At 62.6% G+C, this 15,172-nt stretch carries 11 protein-coding genes and 4 tRNA genes; 2 read left to right on the forward strand and 13 right to left on the reverse strand.

The annotated features are described in order from the left end of the window. The first annotated feature begins 75 nt into the window (after nt 1-75). Nucleotides 76-1,767, forward strand: coding sequence for a molecular chaperone HscC (locus tag PVZ78_RS15875; RefSeq protein ID WP_273828937.1), 1,692 nt, complete (start codon nt 76-78; stop codon nt 1,765-1,767). On the opposite strand, the gene PVZ78_RS15880 is transcribed toward PVZ78_RS15875, so the two are convergent. The 13 genes from PVZ78_RS15880 to uvrB all read right to left on the reverse strand — a co-directional run bounded on the left by PVZ78_RS15880 (nt 1,764) and on the right by uvrB (nt 13,517). Then, nucleotides 1,764-4,448: a DUF805 domain-containing protein gene (locus PVZ78_RS15880; RefSeq protein WP_273828938.1), complete on the reverse strand. Its 2,685-nt coding sequence runs from the start codon at nt 4,446-4,448 to the stop codon at nt 1,764-1,766. The genes PVZ78_RS15875 and PVZ78_RS15880 overlap by 4 nt on opposite strands. Further along, nucleotides 4,445-5,143 (reverse strand): DUF1266 domain-containing protein, encoded by a 699-nt coding sequence (locus tag PVZ78_RS15885; protein ID WP_016704918.1) that lies wholly within the window; start codon nt 5,141-5,143, stop codon nt 4,445-4,447. The genes PVZ78_RS15880 and PVZ78_RS15885 overlap by 4 nt, the downstream gene beginning before the upstream one ends. A gap of 186 nt (nt 5,144-5,329) precedes the next feature. Then, a complete protein-coding gene (locus PVZ78_RS15890; protein WP_038580533.1) occupies nt 5,330-5,776 on the reverse strand; it encodes an Hsp20 family protein in 447 nt (148 codons plus the stop codon). A gap of 120 nt (nt 5,777-5,896) precedes the next feature. Next, on the reverse strand, nt 5,897-6,856 hold the full coding sequence (locus PVZ78_RS15895) for a tRNA dihydrouridine synthase (protein WP_273828939.1): 960 nt from the start codon (nt 6,854-6,856) through the stop codon (nt 5,897-5,899). A 100-nt stretch (nt 6,857-6,956) separates the two neighbouring features. Further along, nucleotides 6,957-7,394, reverse strand: a complete 438-nt coding sequence (locus PVZ78_RS15900; RefSeq protein WP_009048091.1) for an acyl-CoA thioesterase — start codon at nt 7,392-7,394, stop codon at nt 6,957-6,959. 48 nt (nt 7,395-7,442) lie between these two features. Then, on the reverse strand, nt 7,443-8,276 hold the full coding sequence (locus PVZ78_RS15905) for an alpha/beta fold hydrolase (protein ID WP_009048090.1): 834 nt from the start codon (nt 8,274-8,276) through the stop codon (nt 7,443-7,445). Nucleotides 8,277-8,305: 29 nt separating this feature from the next. Further along, the gene (locus tag PVZ78_RS15910; RefSeq protein WP_273828940.1) at nt 8,306-8,845 is read right to left on the reverse strand and encodes a TetR/AcrR family transcriptional regulator; all 540 of its coding nucleotides are present in this window, start codon (nt 8,843-8,845) and stop codon (nt 8,306-8,308) included. Between the two features lie 182 nt (nt 8,846-9,027). Continuing rightward, nucleotides 9,028-9,103: transfer RNA gene (locus PVZ78_RS15915), tRNA-Glu, on the reverse strand. 80 nt (nt 9,104-9,183) lie between these two features. After that, nucleotides 9,184-9,259: transfer RNA gene (locus PVZ78_RS15920), tRNA-Ala, on the reverse strand. Nucleotides 9,260-9,312: 53 nt separating this feature from the next. Further along, nucleotides 9,313-9,388: transfer RNA gene (locus PVZ78_RS15925), tRNA-Glu, on the reverse strand. Between the two features lie 78 nt (nt 9,389-9,466). Further along, nucleotides 9,467-9,542: transfer RNA gene (locus tag PVZ78_RS15930), tRNA-Ala, on the reverse strand. Between the two features lie 237 nt (nt 9,543-9,779). Further along, a complete protein-coding gene (gltX, locus tag PVZ78_RS15935; protein WP_101282067.1) occupies nt 9,780-11,261 on the reverse strand; it encodes a glutamate--tRNA ligase in 1,482 nt (493 codons plus the stop codon). Between the two features lie 240 nt (nt 11,262-11,501). Further along, the gene (gene uvrB / locus PVZ78_RS15940) at nt 11,502-13,517 is read right to left on the reverse strand and encodes an excinuclease ABC subunit UvrB (RefSeq protein WP_273828941.1); all 2,016 of its coding nucleotides are present in this window, start codon (nt 13,515-13,517) and stop codon (nt 11,502-11,504) included. Nucleotides 13,518-13,852: 335 nt separating this feature from the next. On the opposite strand from uvrB, the gene PVZ78_RS15945 reads away from it, so the two are divergent. Further along, a complete protein-coding gene (locus tag PVZ78_RS15945) occupies nt 13,853-15,049 on the forward strand; it encodes an amino acid aminotransferase (RefSeq protein ID WP_009048088.1) in 1,197 nt (398 codons plus the stop codon). The last annotated feature ends 123 nt before the right edge of the window (nt 15,050-15,172 follow it).

The following is a 15,172-nucleotide window of genomic DNA, read 5'->3' on the forward strand; positions in this document are numbered from 1 at the left end:
CAACGGGACAGCAATTGCCAGTGTCTGGCGCAACCTGTAGGGTCGCGTTTTTTGTGACGCCCCACGAGATCGATCATGCAGGATGCAACCCTCCCCCGCCCGGCTTTGCTGGGCATTGACCTTGGCACCACCAACAGCCTGATCGCCGTCTGGCAGGACGGCCGCGCCCAGCTGATCCCCAACGCCCTCGGCGATGTCCTCACCCCGTCGGTGGTCAGCCTCGATGAAGACGACAGCATCCTGGTGGGCAAAGCCGCGCGAGCCCGCCTGACGACCCACCCGGAACGCACGGTGGCCGCCTTCAAGCGCTTCATGGGCAGCGACAAGCGCCTCGAACTGGGCGGACGGCCGTTCAGCCCGGAAGAACTCTCGGCGCTGGTGATCGGCTCGCTCAAACAGGATGCCGAAGCCTTTCTCGGCCATCCGGTGCAGGAAGCGGTGATTTCGGTGCCGGCCTACTTCAGCGACGAACAACGCAAGCGCACTCTATTCGCCGCCGAACTGGCGGGCCTGACGGTGTCGCGGCTGATCAACGAACCGACCGCGGCCGCCATGGCCTACGGGCTGCATGAACAGAAGTTCGAACGCACGCTGATCTTCGACCTGGGCGGCGGCACCTTCGATGTCACGGTGCTGGAATACGCACTGCCGCTGATTGAAGTGCACGCCTCCACGGGCGACAACTTCCTGGGCGGCGAAGACTTTACCGAGGCCTTGTTGCAGGCCTGCCTCAAGGACTGGCAACTCACCCCGGCGCAGATCGACGCGCAGGGCATGGCCAGCCTGGGTGACGCCCTGGAGCAGCTCAAGTGCAAACTCGCCGACGGCACTCAGTCACTCAGTTGGCGTCATGGGGACCGGTCATATGAATGGACCCTGGACGAAGCGCTGGCGCTGAAGATCTGGGAGCCGCTGCTGGCCCGCTTGCGAGCACCCATCGAGCAGGCCCTGCGCGACGCCCGCCTCAAGCCCCGCGACCTCGACAGCCTGGTGCTGGTGGGCGGCGCCACCCGGATGCCGGCGGTGCAGCAAATGGTCGCCACACTCTTTGGGCGCCTGCCTTACCGCCACCTCGACCCGGATACGATTGTCGCGCTGGGCGCCGCCACCCAGGCCGCCTGCAAGGCCCGGGACGGGGCCATCGAAGAACTGATCCTGACCGACGTCTGCCCCTACACCCTGGGGATTGCGACCAGTCGCGGCGAACAGGTCAGTGGAGCCTTTTCGCCGATCATCGAACGCAATACGGTGATCCCGACGTCACGGGTGCAGCAGTTCTACACCACGCACCCGCACCAGGCGTTTATCCGCATTGCGGTGTATCAGGGCGAGCGGCCCTGGGTGCGGGACAATATTTTCATTGATTCCTTCGACGTGCCCCTGACGCCCAGCGAACAGATCCAGTCCCTGGACGTACGTTTCAGCTATGACATCAATGGCCTGCTCGAAGTCGACGTCACCCTGCTGGCCAGCGGCGAACGCCATAGCCACAGCATCGACCGCAGCCCCACCGGGCTCGATGCGCAATCCCGGCAGGCCAGCCATGAGCGACTGACCGCGCTGAAAATCCACCCTCGCGACGCCCTGCCCAACCGTACCCTGCTGGCCCGCCTGGAGCGGGCGTGGATGCAAAGCCTGGGCGACGAGCGCGAGCGCATCGCCGACTGGCTGGACACCTTCACCGCCGTGCTCGGTGGCCAGCAACCGGCGGAGATTGCCAGCCATCGAACCCAGCTGAACAAGGCGCTGGATCAACTACGTCTCTAGCAGTCGAGCCGCCGCAAGCAGGCCTGCAAACCGCCAGGCAGTGCGTCTTCACCAGCGCTGTCCGGCGGTATGCCATAGCGGTTGGGCAGTTTGTCGCCAGGGAAGGCAAAAAGAATCAGCGCCAGGAATGGAAAGAACACCGACAGACCGCCCAGCACCAGCAAGGTCGGGATGCCACGGCCTATGTCATGCAGACGACGCAGAATCGCCCCGAGCAAAAACACAGTGCCCAGCAACGACACAACGATCGCGGACAGCGATGTGCCGCTGAATAACGCGGCCAGCGGCGTGACCAGCAAGGCGCCCAGCACCTGCCAGAAGAACGCTCCACGCCCCAGACGCGTGCCCAGACGCCAGAAAGCCGTGGCCGGCGTCGGACGGCTGTCGCCCTTGGCCAGCAACAGACGCTCGCTCCAGGACAGCAGCGCGCTGAAGGTAAACCGCAGGCCAAGCCCGTGCTCCGGGTTGTCTTTGGCCCGCTGCATGCGCAGCAGCACTTTCTGCCGTGGCACACCGGCACTGCCGTAACGCACCAGCCCCTTGAGCACATCGAGCGCCAGGTAAAAGGCCTCGCTGTCGATCCCTTCGTCTTCGGCCAGCGTCTGATGCGGCGGCCGTGGCGGCTCGCCCTTGATCAAGCCGTGGCGAAAGCCGTCGAACCAGTCCTGGGGGTTGGTGATTTCGGTAATCCGGTCGAGCAGGTATCGACGCTGCTGCGCATCGATCACCGGGTCGTGATACAGCACGCCACTCAAGAGCATGCGCCCGAGCAAATCGTCCGCGAAGGCCGGCAGGTCACCGCGCAGGCATGCAAACAGGCGCTCATTGCTCAACAACCGCGCACTGTCGAGCGCTTCCTGGACGCCAAGCAACTGCCGGTCGAGCAAGGCATGCACCGGATCGTCCAATTGCAGCCAGCCGAGCAAAGCGCTCAGGTCGCCCTGTTCGCGCCGCAACTGGGCAAGCTGCGGCTGCAGCCGGCTGAGCGGATGGGACGGATTGAGCGCCAGACGCGCCAGACACTGCGAGTCGATCAATTGCCACCAGCGTTCCGGCTGCTCCAGCAATGCCATCAGGAACAGCGTATGGGCGTACCAGTGCCAGAGCGCCTCGCCCGTCCCTGGTGGCGGCAACACGACGCCGCGCTGGCTCAGTTGCAGCAGCAGGTTCAGTTCCGACAGATCGCTCGCGGCATCGATATCGCTCAATTCGAAAGACTCGGCGATACGCTCCAGGGCGGCATGACCGTAAGGGCGCAATCGGCGCAGCCACAAACGGCAGATCTGGTGCGGCTCACCGGCTGTCAGCGCATCGGCCAGTTGCGCCGAAGCAGACTCCTCATCGATGAAGGTCTTCATCGCCAACGGAATCGGCGCCTGGTTCAACCAGCGCAAGTGCTGCCCGGCCTGGTCCTTGAACCCGCTCAGCACCAGGGCTTCGAGGGCATCCAGCGGCTGCGGCTCATCCAGCACCTGTTGCAACAGCTCTGCTGCGCCACGGTGCAAGGCCCAGGCATGCCGGTACAGGCGCAACAACCGGGTATCGGCATTCTGGCCAAGCAACTGCGCCAGCAAGGGCAACTCGTCGCCGCTCATCCGCCAATCGATAAAGGCCTGCGCCAACCCCTGCAGCTCGAGCCGGCCAACACCGAGCCAGCGGATCAGCGTCTCGGGACGTTGTGAAGGGCTGCCATATTCCTGGGTGACGTGGGCGAGATCGGTGGACCAGTCGCTGAAGTTCTCCAGACGATCAAAGGCCTGAATCAGCAGCGGCAAAAAGTCCGGCTGACGTTTGGCGCACAGCGCCAGCAATTGGCTCTCGGCCTTGGGATGACGATGCTCCTGCCACAGCCGGACCCAGCAAGGCAATGCCTGATCGTCCAGCCCCAGCAGGCTGTTCTGGCACGCCAACAGGTAAAGCCAGTCCACATCATCCGGCGCTTCGCGCTGCTGCTCGATGCACAACTGCAGCAGCCCCTGGCCACCGATACCGGCCTGGGTGAATTGCACCAGCAGGCGCTTAATGAACACTGCATCGTTCGGTAACGGCAGGCAGGTGTGTTGGCTGGCGAAGCCTTCGTACTCGTGGAGCGGTCGCCGGTCGAAGATGAAGTCGAGGCTGCGCGCGAACCACAGGCTTTCGGTCTGCGCCGGTTCCGACCAGTTCCCCATCAGCGCCGTATCGAATGGGTCCGGGGCCTTGATCCGGTTCAGATAGTCCTCGACATGGCGGGCCTGATCGAAACCCAGCTCCAGCAACTGATGCTCCCAGCCCATGCGCTGGGCCAGCAGGCCCGCGCAACGGTAGGAAAGCGGCCCGGCGTTGGCCGTCCGCTGGAACAACTCCCAGCGCAAGTCATCGAGCAGGCCGAGCGGCAGTTGATCCAGCGCCTTGATAAAGGCCTGCCAGGCATCGGGATTGAAGCGGCGCGCCGGATCATTCAGCAGCGCATCAAAATCGAGGATGGCTTGCGCAGGCGCAGGCTCGCTCTCCTGCGACGCCTCAAGCTCCTGCTCGTTGTCACGCACCAGCCGCAGAGCACTTTCGTAGGCCTGGCGCAGCGCCTGGAACCCTTCGGGATCGGTCTCCGGGTGATGCTCCGGCAGACGGGCCCGATAGGCATTGCGAATCAGCGTTTCATCGGTGGTAGGGTCGATGCCCAGCTTTATCCAGCAACTCATGACCAGTCGAACTCCTCTAGCGACGCCGGACGCTGCGGCAAGTCGAGATCCAGGTGCCAAGGCAAGTCCGCCAGACAATCCGCCATGTTTTCAGCGAGCCCGCGGGCAATCATCTGGCTGAGGGGGTTCTCCCCCTGTCGATCCAGCTCGTAAGCCAGTTCGTCATCGCTATTGCCCTGGCAACCCCAGAACGCGCGGCCAACGAGGAATCCATTGAAATAAGCGAACCAACTGCCGTAGTGGTATTGCGCCCTGACCGCCAGCCGGCCGTGCAACCACAGGCTCTCGGCCAGATCGATCCACTGGTTGCGCACACCGCAACGCAAGAGAAACCCCATGCGCCCGTAATCCCAGGCCAGGATCCCACCCGGGCCACAAGCGCCAAAGGTACGGCTGGCGAACTGGTGCAGGATGCGTTCACGGGGTTCGAGCGTCTCGAGCAAGGCCTGCCATTCGCTCGGCAGACAACGCTGCCAGGCGCGATACGCGTCGTCGAGGTGGGTGGCATGACCGTTGTCAGTCATCCTTTCCAGCATGCCCAGCAACTGCCGTCGGTCACTGATGCCCCAACTGCCTTGCAGGTCGATGGAGTCCGAGCCGGGGTAGAACGCGGGGTTGTCGTATCCGGCGCGAGGGTTGAGCGCAACCATCGGCGCAGAGAGGCTCCACAGCCAGCGCTGCTGTATCTCGTCCATGAAAAAGGCTCCAGGCCGACCGGTGAGGAATGGGGGGTCGGCAAAACTGCGGCGGATTGTAGAGAAAGCGCCACTACGCGGCAAAGGCGAACGATGATTTTCCCGGGCATAAAAAAGGCCCCGACTGGTCGGGGCCTTTTTCAGCGACTCAGCGCTTGATCACACGCCGGTGTGGCGGCGCAGGGATCAATGCTGCAGGGCTGGCTGCTGCGTCCCGTTGATCGGGATGCGCTTGGCTTTCGCTTCTTCCGGGATCACCCGCAACAGGTCGATGCTCAACAGACCGTTGCTCAGGCCGGCGGCCTTGATCTCGATGTGATCGGCCAGGCGGAAGGACAGCTTGAACGCACGCTGGGCGATGCCCTGGTGCAGGAAGGTGACGCCTTCGTTCGCGTCACGCTTGCCGCCACTGATGGTCAGCACGCCCTTCTCGACTTGCAGCTCCAGGTCTTCTTCCTGGAACCCGGCGGCGGCCACGACAATGCGGTACTGGTCGTCACCGTGCTTTTCGACGTTGTAGGGCGGATAGGTGCTGCCTGGCTCATTGCGCAGGGCGGTTTCGAACAGGTCGTTGAAACGGTCGAAACCCACCGAGGAACGGAACAGTGGCGCGAGGGAAAATGCAGTACTCATGGTTCAAATCTCCTGAAAACAATCAGCAAGTTTTTTTGTCTCCGCGACCCGAATTCGGCATCGCGTAACCCTTAGATAGGGACCGCCGATTGCATTTCAAGAGACTTTTTGCAGATTTTTTCAGGCCGCCTCGGCCACCGGCAAGCCGAGCAAACGCGAGACTTGATCCGGCTCGGTCTCTCGGCGAAGTACGGTAAACAGCTCGGTGGCCTCGGGATAATTTCGGGTCAACATGGCCAGCCACTGCTTCAAACGACCCGGCGACTGGCGCGCCGTCATTTGAGCCTTGGCTTGCAGCCAGAAGTCCTGGATCAGCGGCATCAGCTCGGCCCAGGTCATCTCGATGACTTCCTCGCCGGCACGTGCGGCGGCGATCTGTTTGGCCAGGTCCGGGCGCGATACCAGGCCGCGACCGAGCATGATGTCTTCGACGCCGCTGATTTCCCGGCAGCGGCGCCAGTCGTCGACGCTCCAGATATCGCCGTTGGCGAACACCGGCACCTTGACCACGTCCTGCACCCGCGGAATCCATTCCCAGTGCGCCGGCGGCTTGTAGCCGTCGACCTTGGTCCGCGCATGCACCACGATATGTTCCGCGCCACCTTCGGCCAACGCCGTGGCGCACACCAGCGAGCCATCCGGGCTGTCGAAGCCGAGGCGCATCTTGGCGGTCACCGGGATATGCGCAGGCACGGCACGCCGCACATGCTCGACGATCTGGTTGAGCAGCTCCGGCTCCTTGAGCAGCACCGCGCCGCCACGGGATTTGTTGACGGTCTTGGCCGGGCAGCCGAAGTTCAGGTCGATGACTTCAGAACCGAGCTCACAGGCCAGGGCGGCGTTTTCCGCCAGGCACACCGGATCGGAACCCAGCAGTTGCACCCGCAGCGGCACGCCGGACGCGGTCCGCGCGCCGTTCAACAACTCGGGGCCGAACTTGTGGAAATAGGCCGGCGTGAGCAACTGGTCGTTGACCCGGATGAACTCGGTCACGCACCAGTCGATACCACCGACCCGGGTCAGCACATCCCGCAGGATGTCATCGACCAACCCCTCCATGGGCGCCAAAGCAATTTGCATGAATCACACTCAACGTAAAACGCGATAAAAAAACGTGCGGCAGTTTACTGGGTTTCGCCGGGGAGCAGGTATTTCAACGGGTGGATGGTCGCGAGCTGATTCAGCTCGCGCCTTGCAACGCCGGCCCATAACCTTCGAGAAATTCCGCCGGCATGCGCTTGGGCTTGCCGCTGGACAGCTCGATGCAGACAAAGGTCGTCTGGGCCCGCAGTAAGGTGGTGCCGTCGCTCGGACGCACCAGCTGGAAGCGCCGCGACATCTTCAGGCGCTGATCCCAATCGACGATCCAGGTCGCCAGTTGCAGCTCGTCGCCTTCATAGGCCGCCGCCAGGTAGTCGATCTCGTGGCGCACCACCGCCATGGCCCGATCCAGGCGGCGGTACTCGCTCAGGTCCAGGCCCAGGCGCTGGGAATGACGCCAGGCGCAACGCTCGAGCCAGGTGACATACACCGCGTTGTTGGCATGCCCCAAGCCGTCGATGTCTTCGGCACCCACCTGCAGATCGATGATAAATGGCGTTGCCAGATCCCAGCCCATGCCCCACTCCCGGTCAGATTATTCGACCGGGGCAGTGTAACGGATTGCTCAGGCGGATTGGCGCGCTTGCAGGCTGCGGCCGGCCAACAGCGTCAGCACCCCCTCGATCACACGTGGGTCGGCCAATACGCGCTGATGCCCGCCTTCCTTAAGGCGCAACAAGCGGCTGTCGAACCAGGCCTCGTGGATCAGATCGGATTCCTTGACCGGGACAAAGTTGTCGTCTTCGGCATGCACGATCAACCCGGGCATATCCAACTGGTAGTGCGCGACATCCATGGCCGCGGCGCGCATGCCGACATCCTGCTCCACCTGGCGGATAAAGGCCGAGCGCGCTTTGGGCGGCAGGCGCACATAACGGGCGAAACCGCGCAATACACCGAGTATCCGCGCCGGGGCGGCGATGCTGACCAGGGTCTCGGTACGCAAGCCCAGTTGCACCGCCAGCATGGCGCTGGCGCCCCCCATGGAATGGCCGATGACTGCGCGCAGCGGCGGCAACTCCGCGGCGGCTTCGAGCATGGCCCGGGCAAACAGCATCACATTGGCCTCGTGCCCGGGAGAGCGTCCGTGAGCGGGGCCATCCAGCGCCACAACGCTGTAACCGGCGCCCACCAGCGCATCGATCAGGCTGGCGAACTGCGTCGGGCGCCCTTCCCAGCCATGCATCAGCAGCACCGCCGGCCCCTGGCCCCAGCGCAATGCCGAGAGCCCGAACCGCAGGGTGATGCGCTCCGAACGCGCCAGCAGCGGCAGCTCCCAGTCACGCGGCAGCCGCTCGCGCGGCGTCATGAATGCCAGCCGCATCTTGCTTGCGACCAGCTTTGGTGCAACCCAGCCCAAGGTGCCATTAACGCCACGAACCCAACTTAACGTGCTCATCGCTCCTCTCCTCAGGCCAGCGCCTCAGGTCATAGCACCGCCGACTTGGCAGCGCGCAGTAAACGGTCCGACAGCTCACCGGCCCCCAGCGCCCGGGCCAGGGACAAGCCACCCACCATCAGGGCCAGGTCGGCCAGGGCCTTGTCGATGTCTTCAGGCGTGGTCGCCAACTGAGCCAGCATCAGCTCGATGTGTTCATTCAGGACTCTGCGGAAATCATCCGGCAGGCGCCCCATCTCACCGACCGATGCGGGGATCGGGCAGGCCTGATCGGTGGAATCGCGGTGTTTGCGTGACAGGTAGAACGCCGCCACCAGCGCTCGTCGCTCTTCGCCGGTCAGCGACGCATCCATATCGGCGATCAGGCCCCGGCGCTGGGCCAACAATTGGCTGAACGCTTCCAGCATCAGGGCGTCCTTGCTTTCGAAATGCGCGTAGAAGCCACCGACCGTCAGGCCCGCGGCACCCATCACTTCGCCCACGCTCGGCTCGGCCGGGCCACGTTGTACCAGCGCGGAGCTGGCGGCCTGGAGAATGCGTTCGCGGGTTTGAGCTTTTTTATCGTTCATCGTTGCCTCCGAATATTACGATCAAAATATTATTCTCATAATAAATTTTCGCAAGTCGTTAGTGTGACCGCCGGTCAGGAGAACAGTGTGGGGAGAAAGGGAGAATTGGCCAAACGCCAGACAAACAAAAGGGCCATTCAATAATTGAATGACCCTTATAAATCCCGCAGAGCGGGTAATCGTGGCGTCCCCTAGGGGACTCGAACCCCTGTTACCGCCGTGAAAGGGCGGTGTCCTAGGCCACTAGACGAAGGGGACACAAACCCTTCTATACAACTGATCAGTGCTGAGAGCTGATCGATTCAAGGCCGGTGTGGCCAGGCCTTGAACTGTAAAATTGGTGGAGCTAGACGGGATCGAACCGTCGACCTCTTGCATGCCATGCAAGCGCTCTCCCAGCTGAGCTATAGCCCCGGATTTTTCGCCTCGCGGCGGAGCGACATCTTGTAACATCGCTTCTGTAAAACTGGCGTCCCCTAGGGGACTCGAACCCCTGTTACCGCCGTGAAAGGGCGGTGTCCTAGGCCACTAGACGAAGGGGACGCAAACCCTTCTAACAACTGATCAGCGCTGAGAACTGATCGATTCAAGGCCGGCGTGGCCAGACCTTGAACTGTAAATTGGTGGAGCTAGACGGGATCGAACCGTCGACCTCTTGCATGCCATGCAAGCGCTCTCCCAGCTGAGCTATAGCCCCTCATCGTTGATGTCATCGCTGAGGACGGGGCGAATCTTAAGGGCGTATCGGAAGGCTGTCAAATTTTTTTTCAGCTTTTTTTAAAAAAATTTGCCGGCATAACAATCACTTACCGCCCTCCCCCGTAAATCCGGGGCTTTTGCGGACCGTTGTGCCCTCCGCCAACGACCGCAATTTCACGTCTTGCACAGTTCCGCGGGAGCCAGCGTGCCGGCTCCCACGAATCAGAGTGCTGAATCAGGCGATCGCGCCCAACAGCTTTTCCCACTCTTTGTTTTCTTTCTTCGACACGCCACCCAGCAGGTCGATGGCCTGGCGCAGGCGGAAACGGGTCAGGTCCGGCCCCAGAATCTCCATGGCATCGAGCACCGAGACCGAGCTGGCCTGACCGGTGATCGCGGCGAACATCAGCGGCATGGCATCACGCAGCTTCAGCTCCAGGGATTCGACCACGGCCTGGATGGTCGCGGTGATGCTGTCCTTTTCCCACTGACGCAGGCTTTCCAGCTTCCACAGGATCAGTTGCATCAGCTGCCGTACCTGGTCGCCCGACAGTTTCTTCGACTCGAACAGCTTGGCATCCGGGGTCACGCCACCAGCGAAGAAGAACCCGGCCAGCGGTGCGATCTGGCTGAAGGTTTCCACCCGGCCTTGCACGTGCGGCGCGATCTTCATCAGGTATTCAGGGTTCAGCGCCCAGGTCTGCACGCGGCTGGCGAACTCTTCCACCGGCAGGTCGCGCAGCCACTGGCCATTGAGCCACGACAGCTTCTCGATATCGAAGATCGGCCCCCCCAGGGAGATGCGCGACAGGTCGAAGTTGTCGACCATTTCCTGCAGCGAGAATTTCTCGCGCTCGTCCGGCATCGACCAGCCCATGCGGCCCAGGTAGTTGAGCATGGCTTCCGGCATGAAACCCATGCGCTCGTAGAAGGTCACCGAGGTCGGGTTCTTGCGCTTGGACAGCTTGCTCTTGTCCGGGTTGCGCAGCAGCGGCATGTAGCACAGCTGCGGCTGCTCCCAGCCGAAATACTCGTAGAGCAGAATCAGTTTCGGCGCCGAAGGCAGCCATTCTTCGCCACGCAACACGTGGGTGATGCCCATCAGGTGGTCGTCGACCACGTTGGCCAGGAAGTAGGTCGGCAGGCCATCGGTCTTCATCAGCACCTGCATGTCCATGCGATCCCACGGGATCTCGACATCGCCACGCAGCATGTCCGGCACCACGCAGACGCCTTCGCTCGGCACCTTCATGCGGATCACATGCGGTTCGCCAGCGGCCAGGCGGCGGGCGACCTCTTCCTTGGACAGCAGCAGCGCGCGGCCGTCGTAGCGTGGCGTCTCGCCACGGGCCATCTGCTCGGCGCGCATCTGGTCCAGCTCTTCGGCGGTGCAGAAGCACGGGAAGGCATGGCCCATGTCGACCAGCTGCTGGGTGTACTTCTGGTAGATCTCGCTACGCTCGCTCTGCCGGTAAGGGCCGTGCGGGCCGCCCACGTCCGGGCCTTCGCTCCAGTTGATGCCCAACCAGCGCAAGGCGTCGAAAATCTGCTGCTCGGACTCGCGGGTCGAACGCAGTTGATCGGTGTCTTCGATGCGCAGGATGAACTCACCGCCGTGCTGCTTGGCGAAGCAGTAGTTGAACAAGGCGATGTAAGCGGTACCTACGTGGGGATCCCCGGTAGGCGATGGCGCGATACGCGTGCGGACGGTGGTCATGGCATGTCTCGGAAAGAATATGAAAAGCGAAGATCAAACAAGAGGCGAATGGTAACAGGCGATGCCGGCCCCGCTCCAGTGAGCAGGGCATTTAAGCCAGGGTCGGGGCTAATCGAAACGAATCTGTAGCCGCTGCCGCAGGCTGCGATAGGTCCGCAGGACCTCCAGCGATTTCAAGAATGCCAAGGCCGTAAGGGCCGATCGCAGCCTGCGGTAGCGGCTACAGGCAGCAATTGCAGATCAGACCGTCAGCAAACGCTCGCGCAGCTTGCCGATTTCGTCGCGCATCTGCGCCGCGGCTTCGAACTCCAGGTCGCGGGCCAGTTGGTACATCTTCTCTTCGAGCTGGCGGATGCGCTTGGTGATCTCGCTGGGCGAACGCAGTTCGTTTTCGTAGCGGGCATTTTCCTCGGCGGCCTTGGCCATGCCCTTGCGCTTCTTGCTGCGCGAACCGGGCACGGTGGCGCCTTCCATGATGTCGGCGACGTCCTTGAACACGCCTTTGGGGGTGATGCCATTGGCCAGGTTGAAGGCGATCTGCTTGTCGCGACGGCGCCCGGTCTCGCCGATCGCCCGCTCCATGGAGCCGGTGATGCGGTCGGCGTAGAGAATCGCCCGGCCGTTGAGGTTACGCGCGGCACGACCGATGGTCTGGATCAACGAGCGCTCGGAACGCAGGAAACCTTCCTTGTCCGCATCGAGAATCGCCACCAGCGACACTTCCGGCATGTCCAGGCCTTCGCGCAGCAGGTTGATCCCCACCAGCACATCGAAGGTGCCCAGGCGCAGGTCGCGAATGATCTCGACCCGCTCCACGGTGTCGATGTCCGAGTGCAGATAACGCACACGCACGCCGTGATCGGCGAGGTAATCGGTCAGGTCCTCGGCCATGCGCTTGGTCAGGGTGGTCACCAGGACCCGCTCTTCCACGGCCACGCGCTTGGTGATTTCCGACAGCAGGTCATCGACCTGGGTCAGCGCCGGACGCACTTCCACCTGCGGGTCGACCAGGCCGGTGGGGCGAACCACCTGCTCGACCACCCGGCCGGCATGTTCGGCTTCATAGTTGCCCGGCGTGGCCGAGACAAAAATGGTCTGCGGGCTGACCCCTTCCCATTCGTCGAAGCGCATCGGCCGGTTGTCCAGCGCCGAGGGCAGGCGGAAGCCGTACTCCACCAGGGTTTCCTTGCGCGAACGGTCGCCTTTGTACATGGCGCCGACCTGCGGCACGCTGACGTGGGACTCGTCGATCACCAGCAAGGCGTCCGCCGGCAGGTAGTCGTACAGGGTCGGTGGCGCCGCCCCGGCCGGCCGTCCGGACAGGTAGCGCGAGTAGTTTTCGATACCGTTGCAGTAACCCAGCTCGAGGATCATCTCCAGGTCGAAACGGGTGCGCTGCTCCAGGCGCTGGGCTTCCACCAGCTTGTTGTTGCTGCGCAGGTATTCCAGGCGCTCCTGCAACTCGACCTTGATCCCCTCGATGGCATCCAGCAGGGTTTCCCGCGGCGTCACGTAGTGGCTCTTGGGATAGAAGGTGAAACGCGGCAGCTTGCGGATCACCTCGCCGGTCAGCGGGTCGAAGGCGGAGATGCTTTCCACCTCGTCATCGAACAGCTCGATGCGGATCGCTTCCAGGTCGGATTCCGCCGGGTAGATATCGATCACATCGCCACGCACGCGGAAGGTGGCGCGGGCAAAATCCATGTCGTTGCGGGTGTATTGCAGGTCGGCCAGGCGGCGCAGCAAGGCGCGCTGGTCGAGCTTGTCGCCGCGATCGACGTGCAACACCATCTTCAGATAGGTTTCCGGGCTGCCCAGGCCGTAGATGCAGGACACCGTGGTGACGATGATCGCGTCCTTGCGCTCCAGCAGCGCCTTGGTCGCCGACAGACGCATCTGCTCGATATGGTCGTTGATCGAGGCGTCCTTCTCGATAAAGGTGTCGGAGGACGGCACATAGGCTTCCGGCTGGTAGTAGTCGTAGTAGGAAACGAAGTACTCCACCGCGTTGTTCGGGAAGAACGCCTTGAACTCGCCGTACAGCTGCGCGGCCAGGGTCTTGTTCGGCGCCAGCACCAGGGTCGGGCGCTGCACCTGGGCGATCACGTTGGCGATGCTGAAGGTCTTGCCCGAGCCGGTCACACCGAGCAGCGTCTGGTGCGCCAACCCGGCCTCGATGCCCTCGACCATCAGGCGGATGGCTTCCGGCTGATCGCCGGCGGGCTGGAAGCGGGTGACTAGCTGGAATTCAGACATAACGTACCTCTGGGTTCACTCCAGCACGACGCCGCCGCACAGGAACGAGAAAGACCGCAAACGACGAGTGTCGCAGGGAAAATACTGGATTGTGCTGGATGTGGAGGCAAATTCCACAGCTTTCAAGGTAAAGCTCCCAAGCCCCTCTACGACTTTGACGTTGCAATAAGACTAACGGTCGAAAAATAAACCGAAAAACTTGCCGGAAAAGCCCTTTCAGCTGTCGCCGCGCACAGTGATGGCCTCTATACTAGCTCCCCGTTTGTGCACCGCTCTAGTGCATTCGGCTGGAGCGCGACACGTCCCTCCACACTCCATTCAGAGCCGCCGTAATAATGAGCCTGTTCTCCGCTGTCGAAATGGCACCACGCGATCCTATCCTGGGCCTCAACGAAGCATTCAACGCCGATACCCGTACCAACAAGGTCAACCTGGGGGTCGGTGTTTACTGCAACGAGGAGGGGCGAATTCCACTCCTGCGCGCCGTTGTCGAAGCCGAGACGATCCGCGCCGCTCAACATGCTTCCCGTGGCTACCTGCCGATCGACGGTATCGCCGCCTACGACCAGGCCGTGCAGAAACTGCTGTTCGGCAACGATTCGCCGCTGCTGGCCGCCGGTCGCGTGGTTACCACCCAGGCCGTCGGCGGTACCGGCGCACTGAAGATCGGTGCCGACTTCCTCAAGCAGCTGCTGCCTGACGCAGTCGTGGCCATCAGCGATCCAAGCTGGGAAAACCACCGCGCGCTGTTCGAAACCGCCGGCTTCCCGGTGCAGAACTACCGCTACTACGACGCCGCCACCCACGATGTGAACCGCGTCGGCCTGCTGGAAGACCTGAATGCCCTGCCAGCCCAGTCGATCGTGGTCCTGCACGCCTGCTGCCACAACCCGACCGGCGTCGACCTGAGCCCGGAAGACTGGAAAAACGTGCTGCAGGTGATCAAGGCGAAAAACCTCGTGCCGTTCCTCGACATGGCCTACCAGGGCTTCGGTGACGGTATCGCCGAAGACGCCGCCGCCGTGCGCCTGTTCGCCGAATCGGGCCTGACCTTCTTCGTCTCCAGCTCGTTCTCCAAGTCGTTCTCGCTGTATGGCGAGCGCGTTGGCGCCCTGTCGATCGTCAGTGAGTCGAAAGAAGAAAGCGCGCGCGTGCTGTCGCAAGTCAAACGCGTAATCCGCACCAACTACTCCAACCCGCCGACCCACGGTGCAAGCATCGTCGCCGCGGTGCTCAACAGCCCGGAACTGCGCGCCCAGTGGGAAGCCGAACTGGCCGAAATGCGCCTGCGCATCCGCGGCATGCGCCTGCAGATGGTCGACCTGCTGGCCAAGGGAGCGCCACAGCGCGACTTCAGCTTCGTCGCCCGTCAGCGCGGCATGTTCTCCTACTCCGGCCTGACCGTCGATCAAGTGACGCGCCTGCGCAACGAGTTCGGCATCTATGCCCTGGACACCGGCCGCATCTGTGTGGCCGCGCTGAACCAGAGCAACATCGACGTCGTGACCAAGGCCATCATCCAGGTGATCTGAGCCACGTGCGGTGAATGAAAAGGGGGAAGCTTTCAGGCTTCCCCCTTTTTTGTGGGCCGCCCTCGCCGGCCGGATGCCCACTAGACTGAATCCAGCTTTCCTTCTTCCCCATCGCTTCCCTAT

The sequence above is a fragment of the Pseudomonas sp. SBT1-2 genome, from assembly GCF_028640875.1.
GTDB classification, from domain to species: Bacteria; Pseudomonadota; Gammaproteobacteria; order Pseudomonadales; family Pseudomonadaceae; genus Aquipseudomonas; species Aquipseudomonas chlororaphis_I.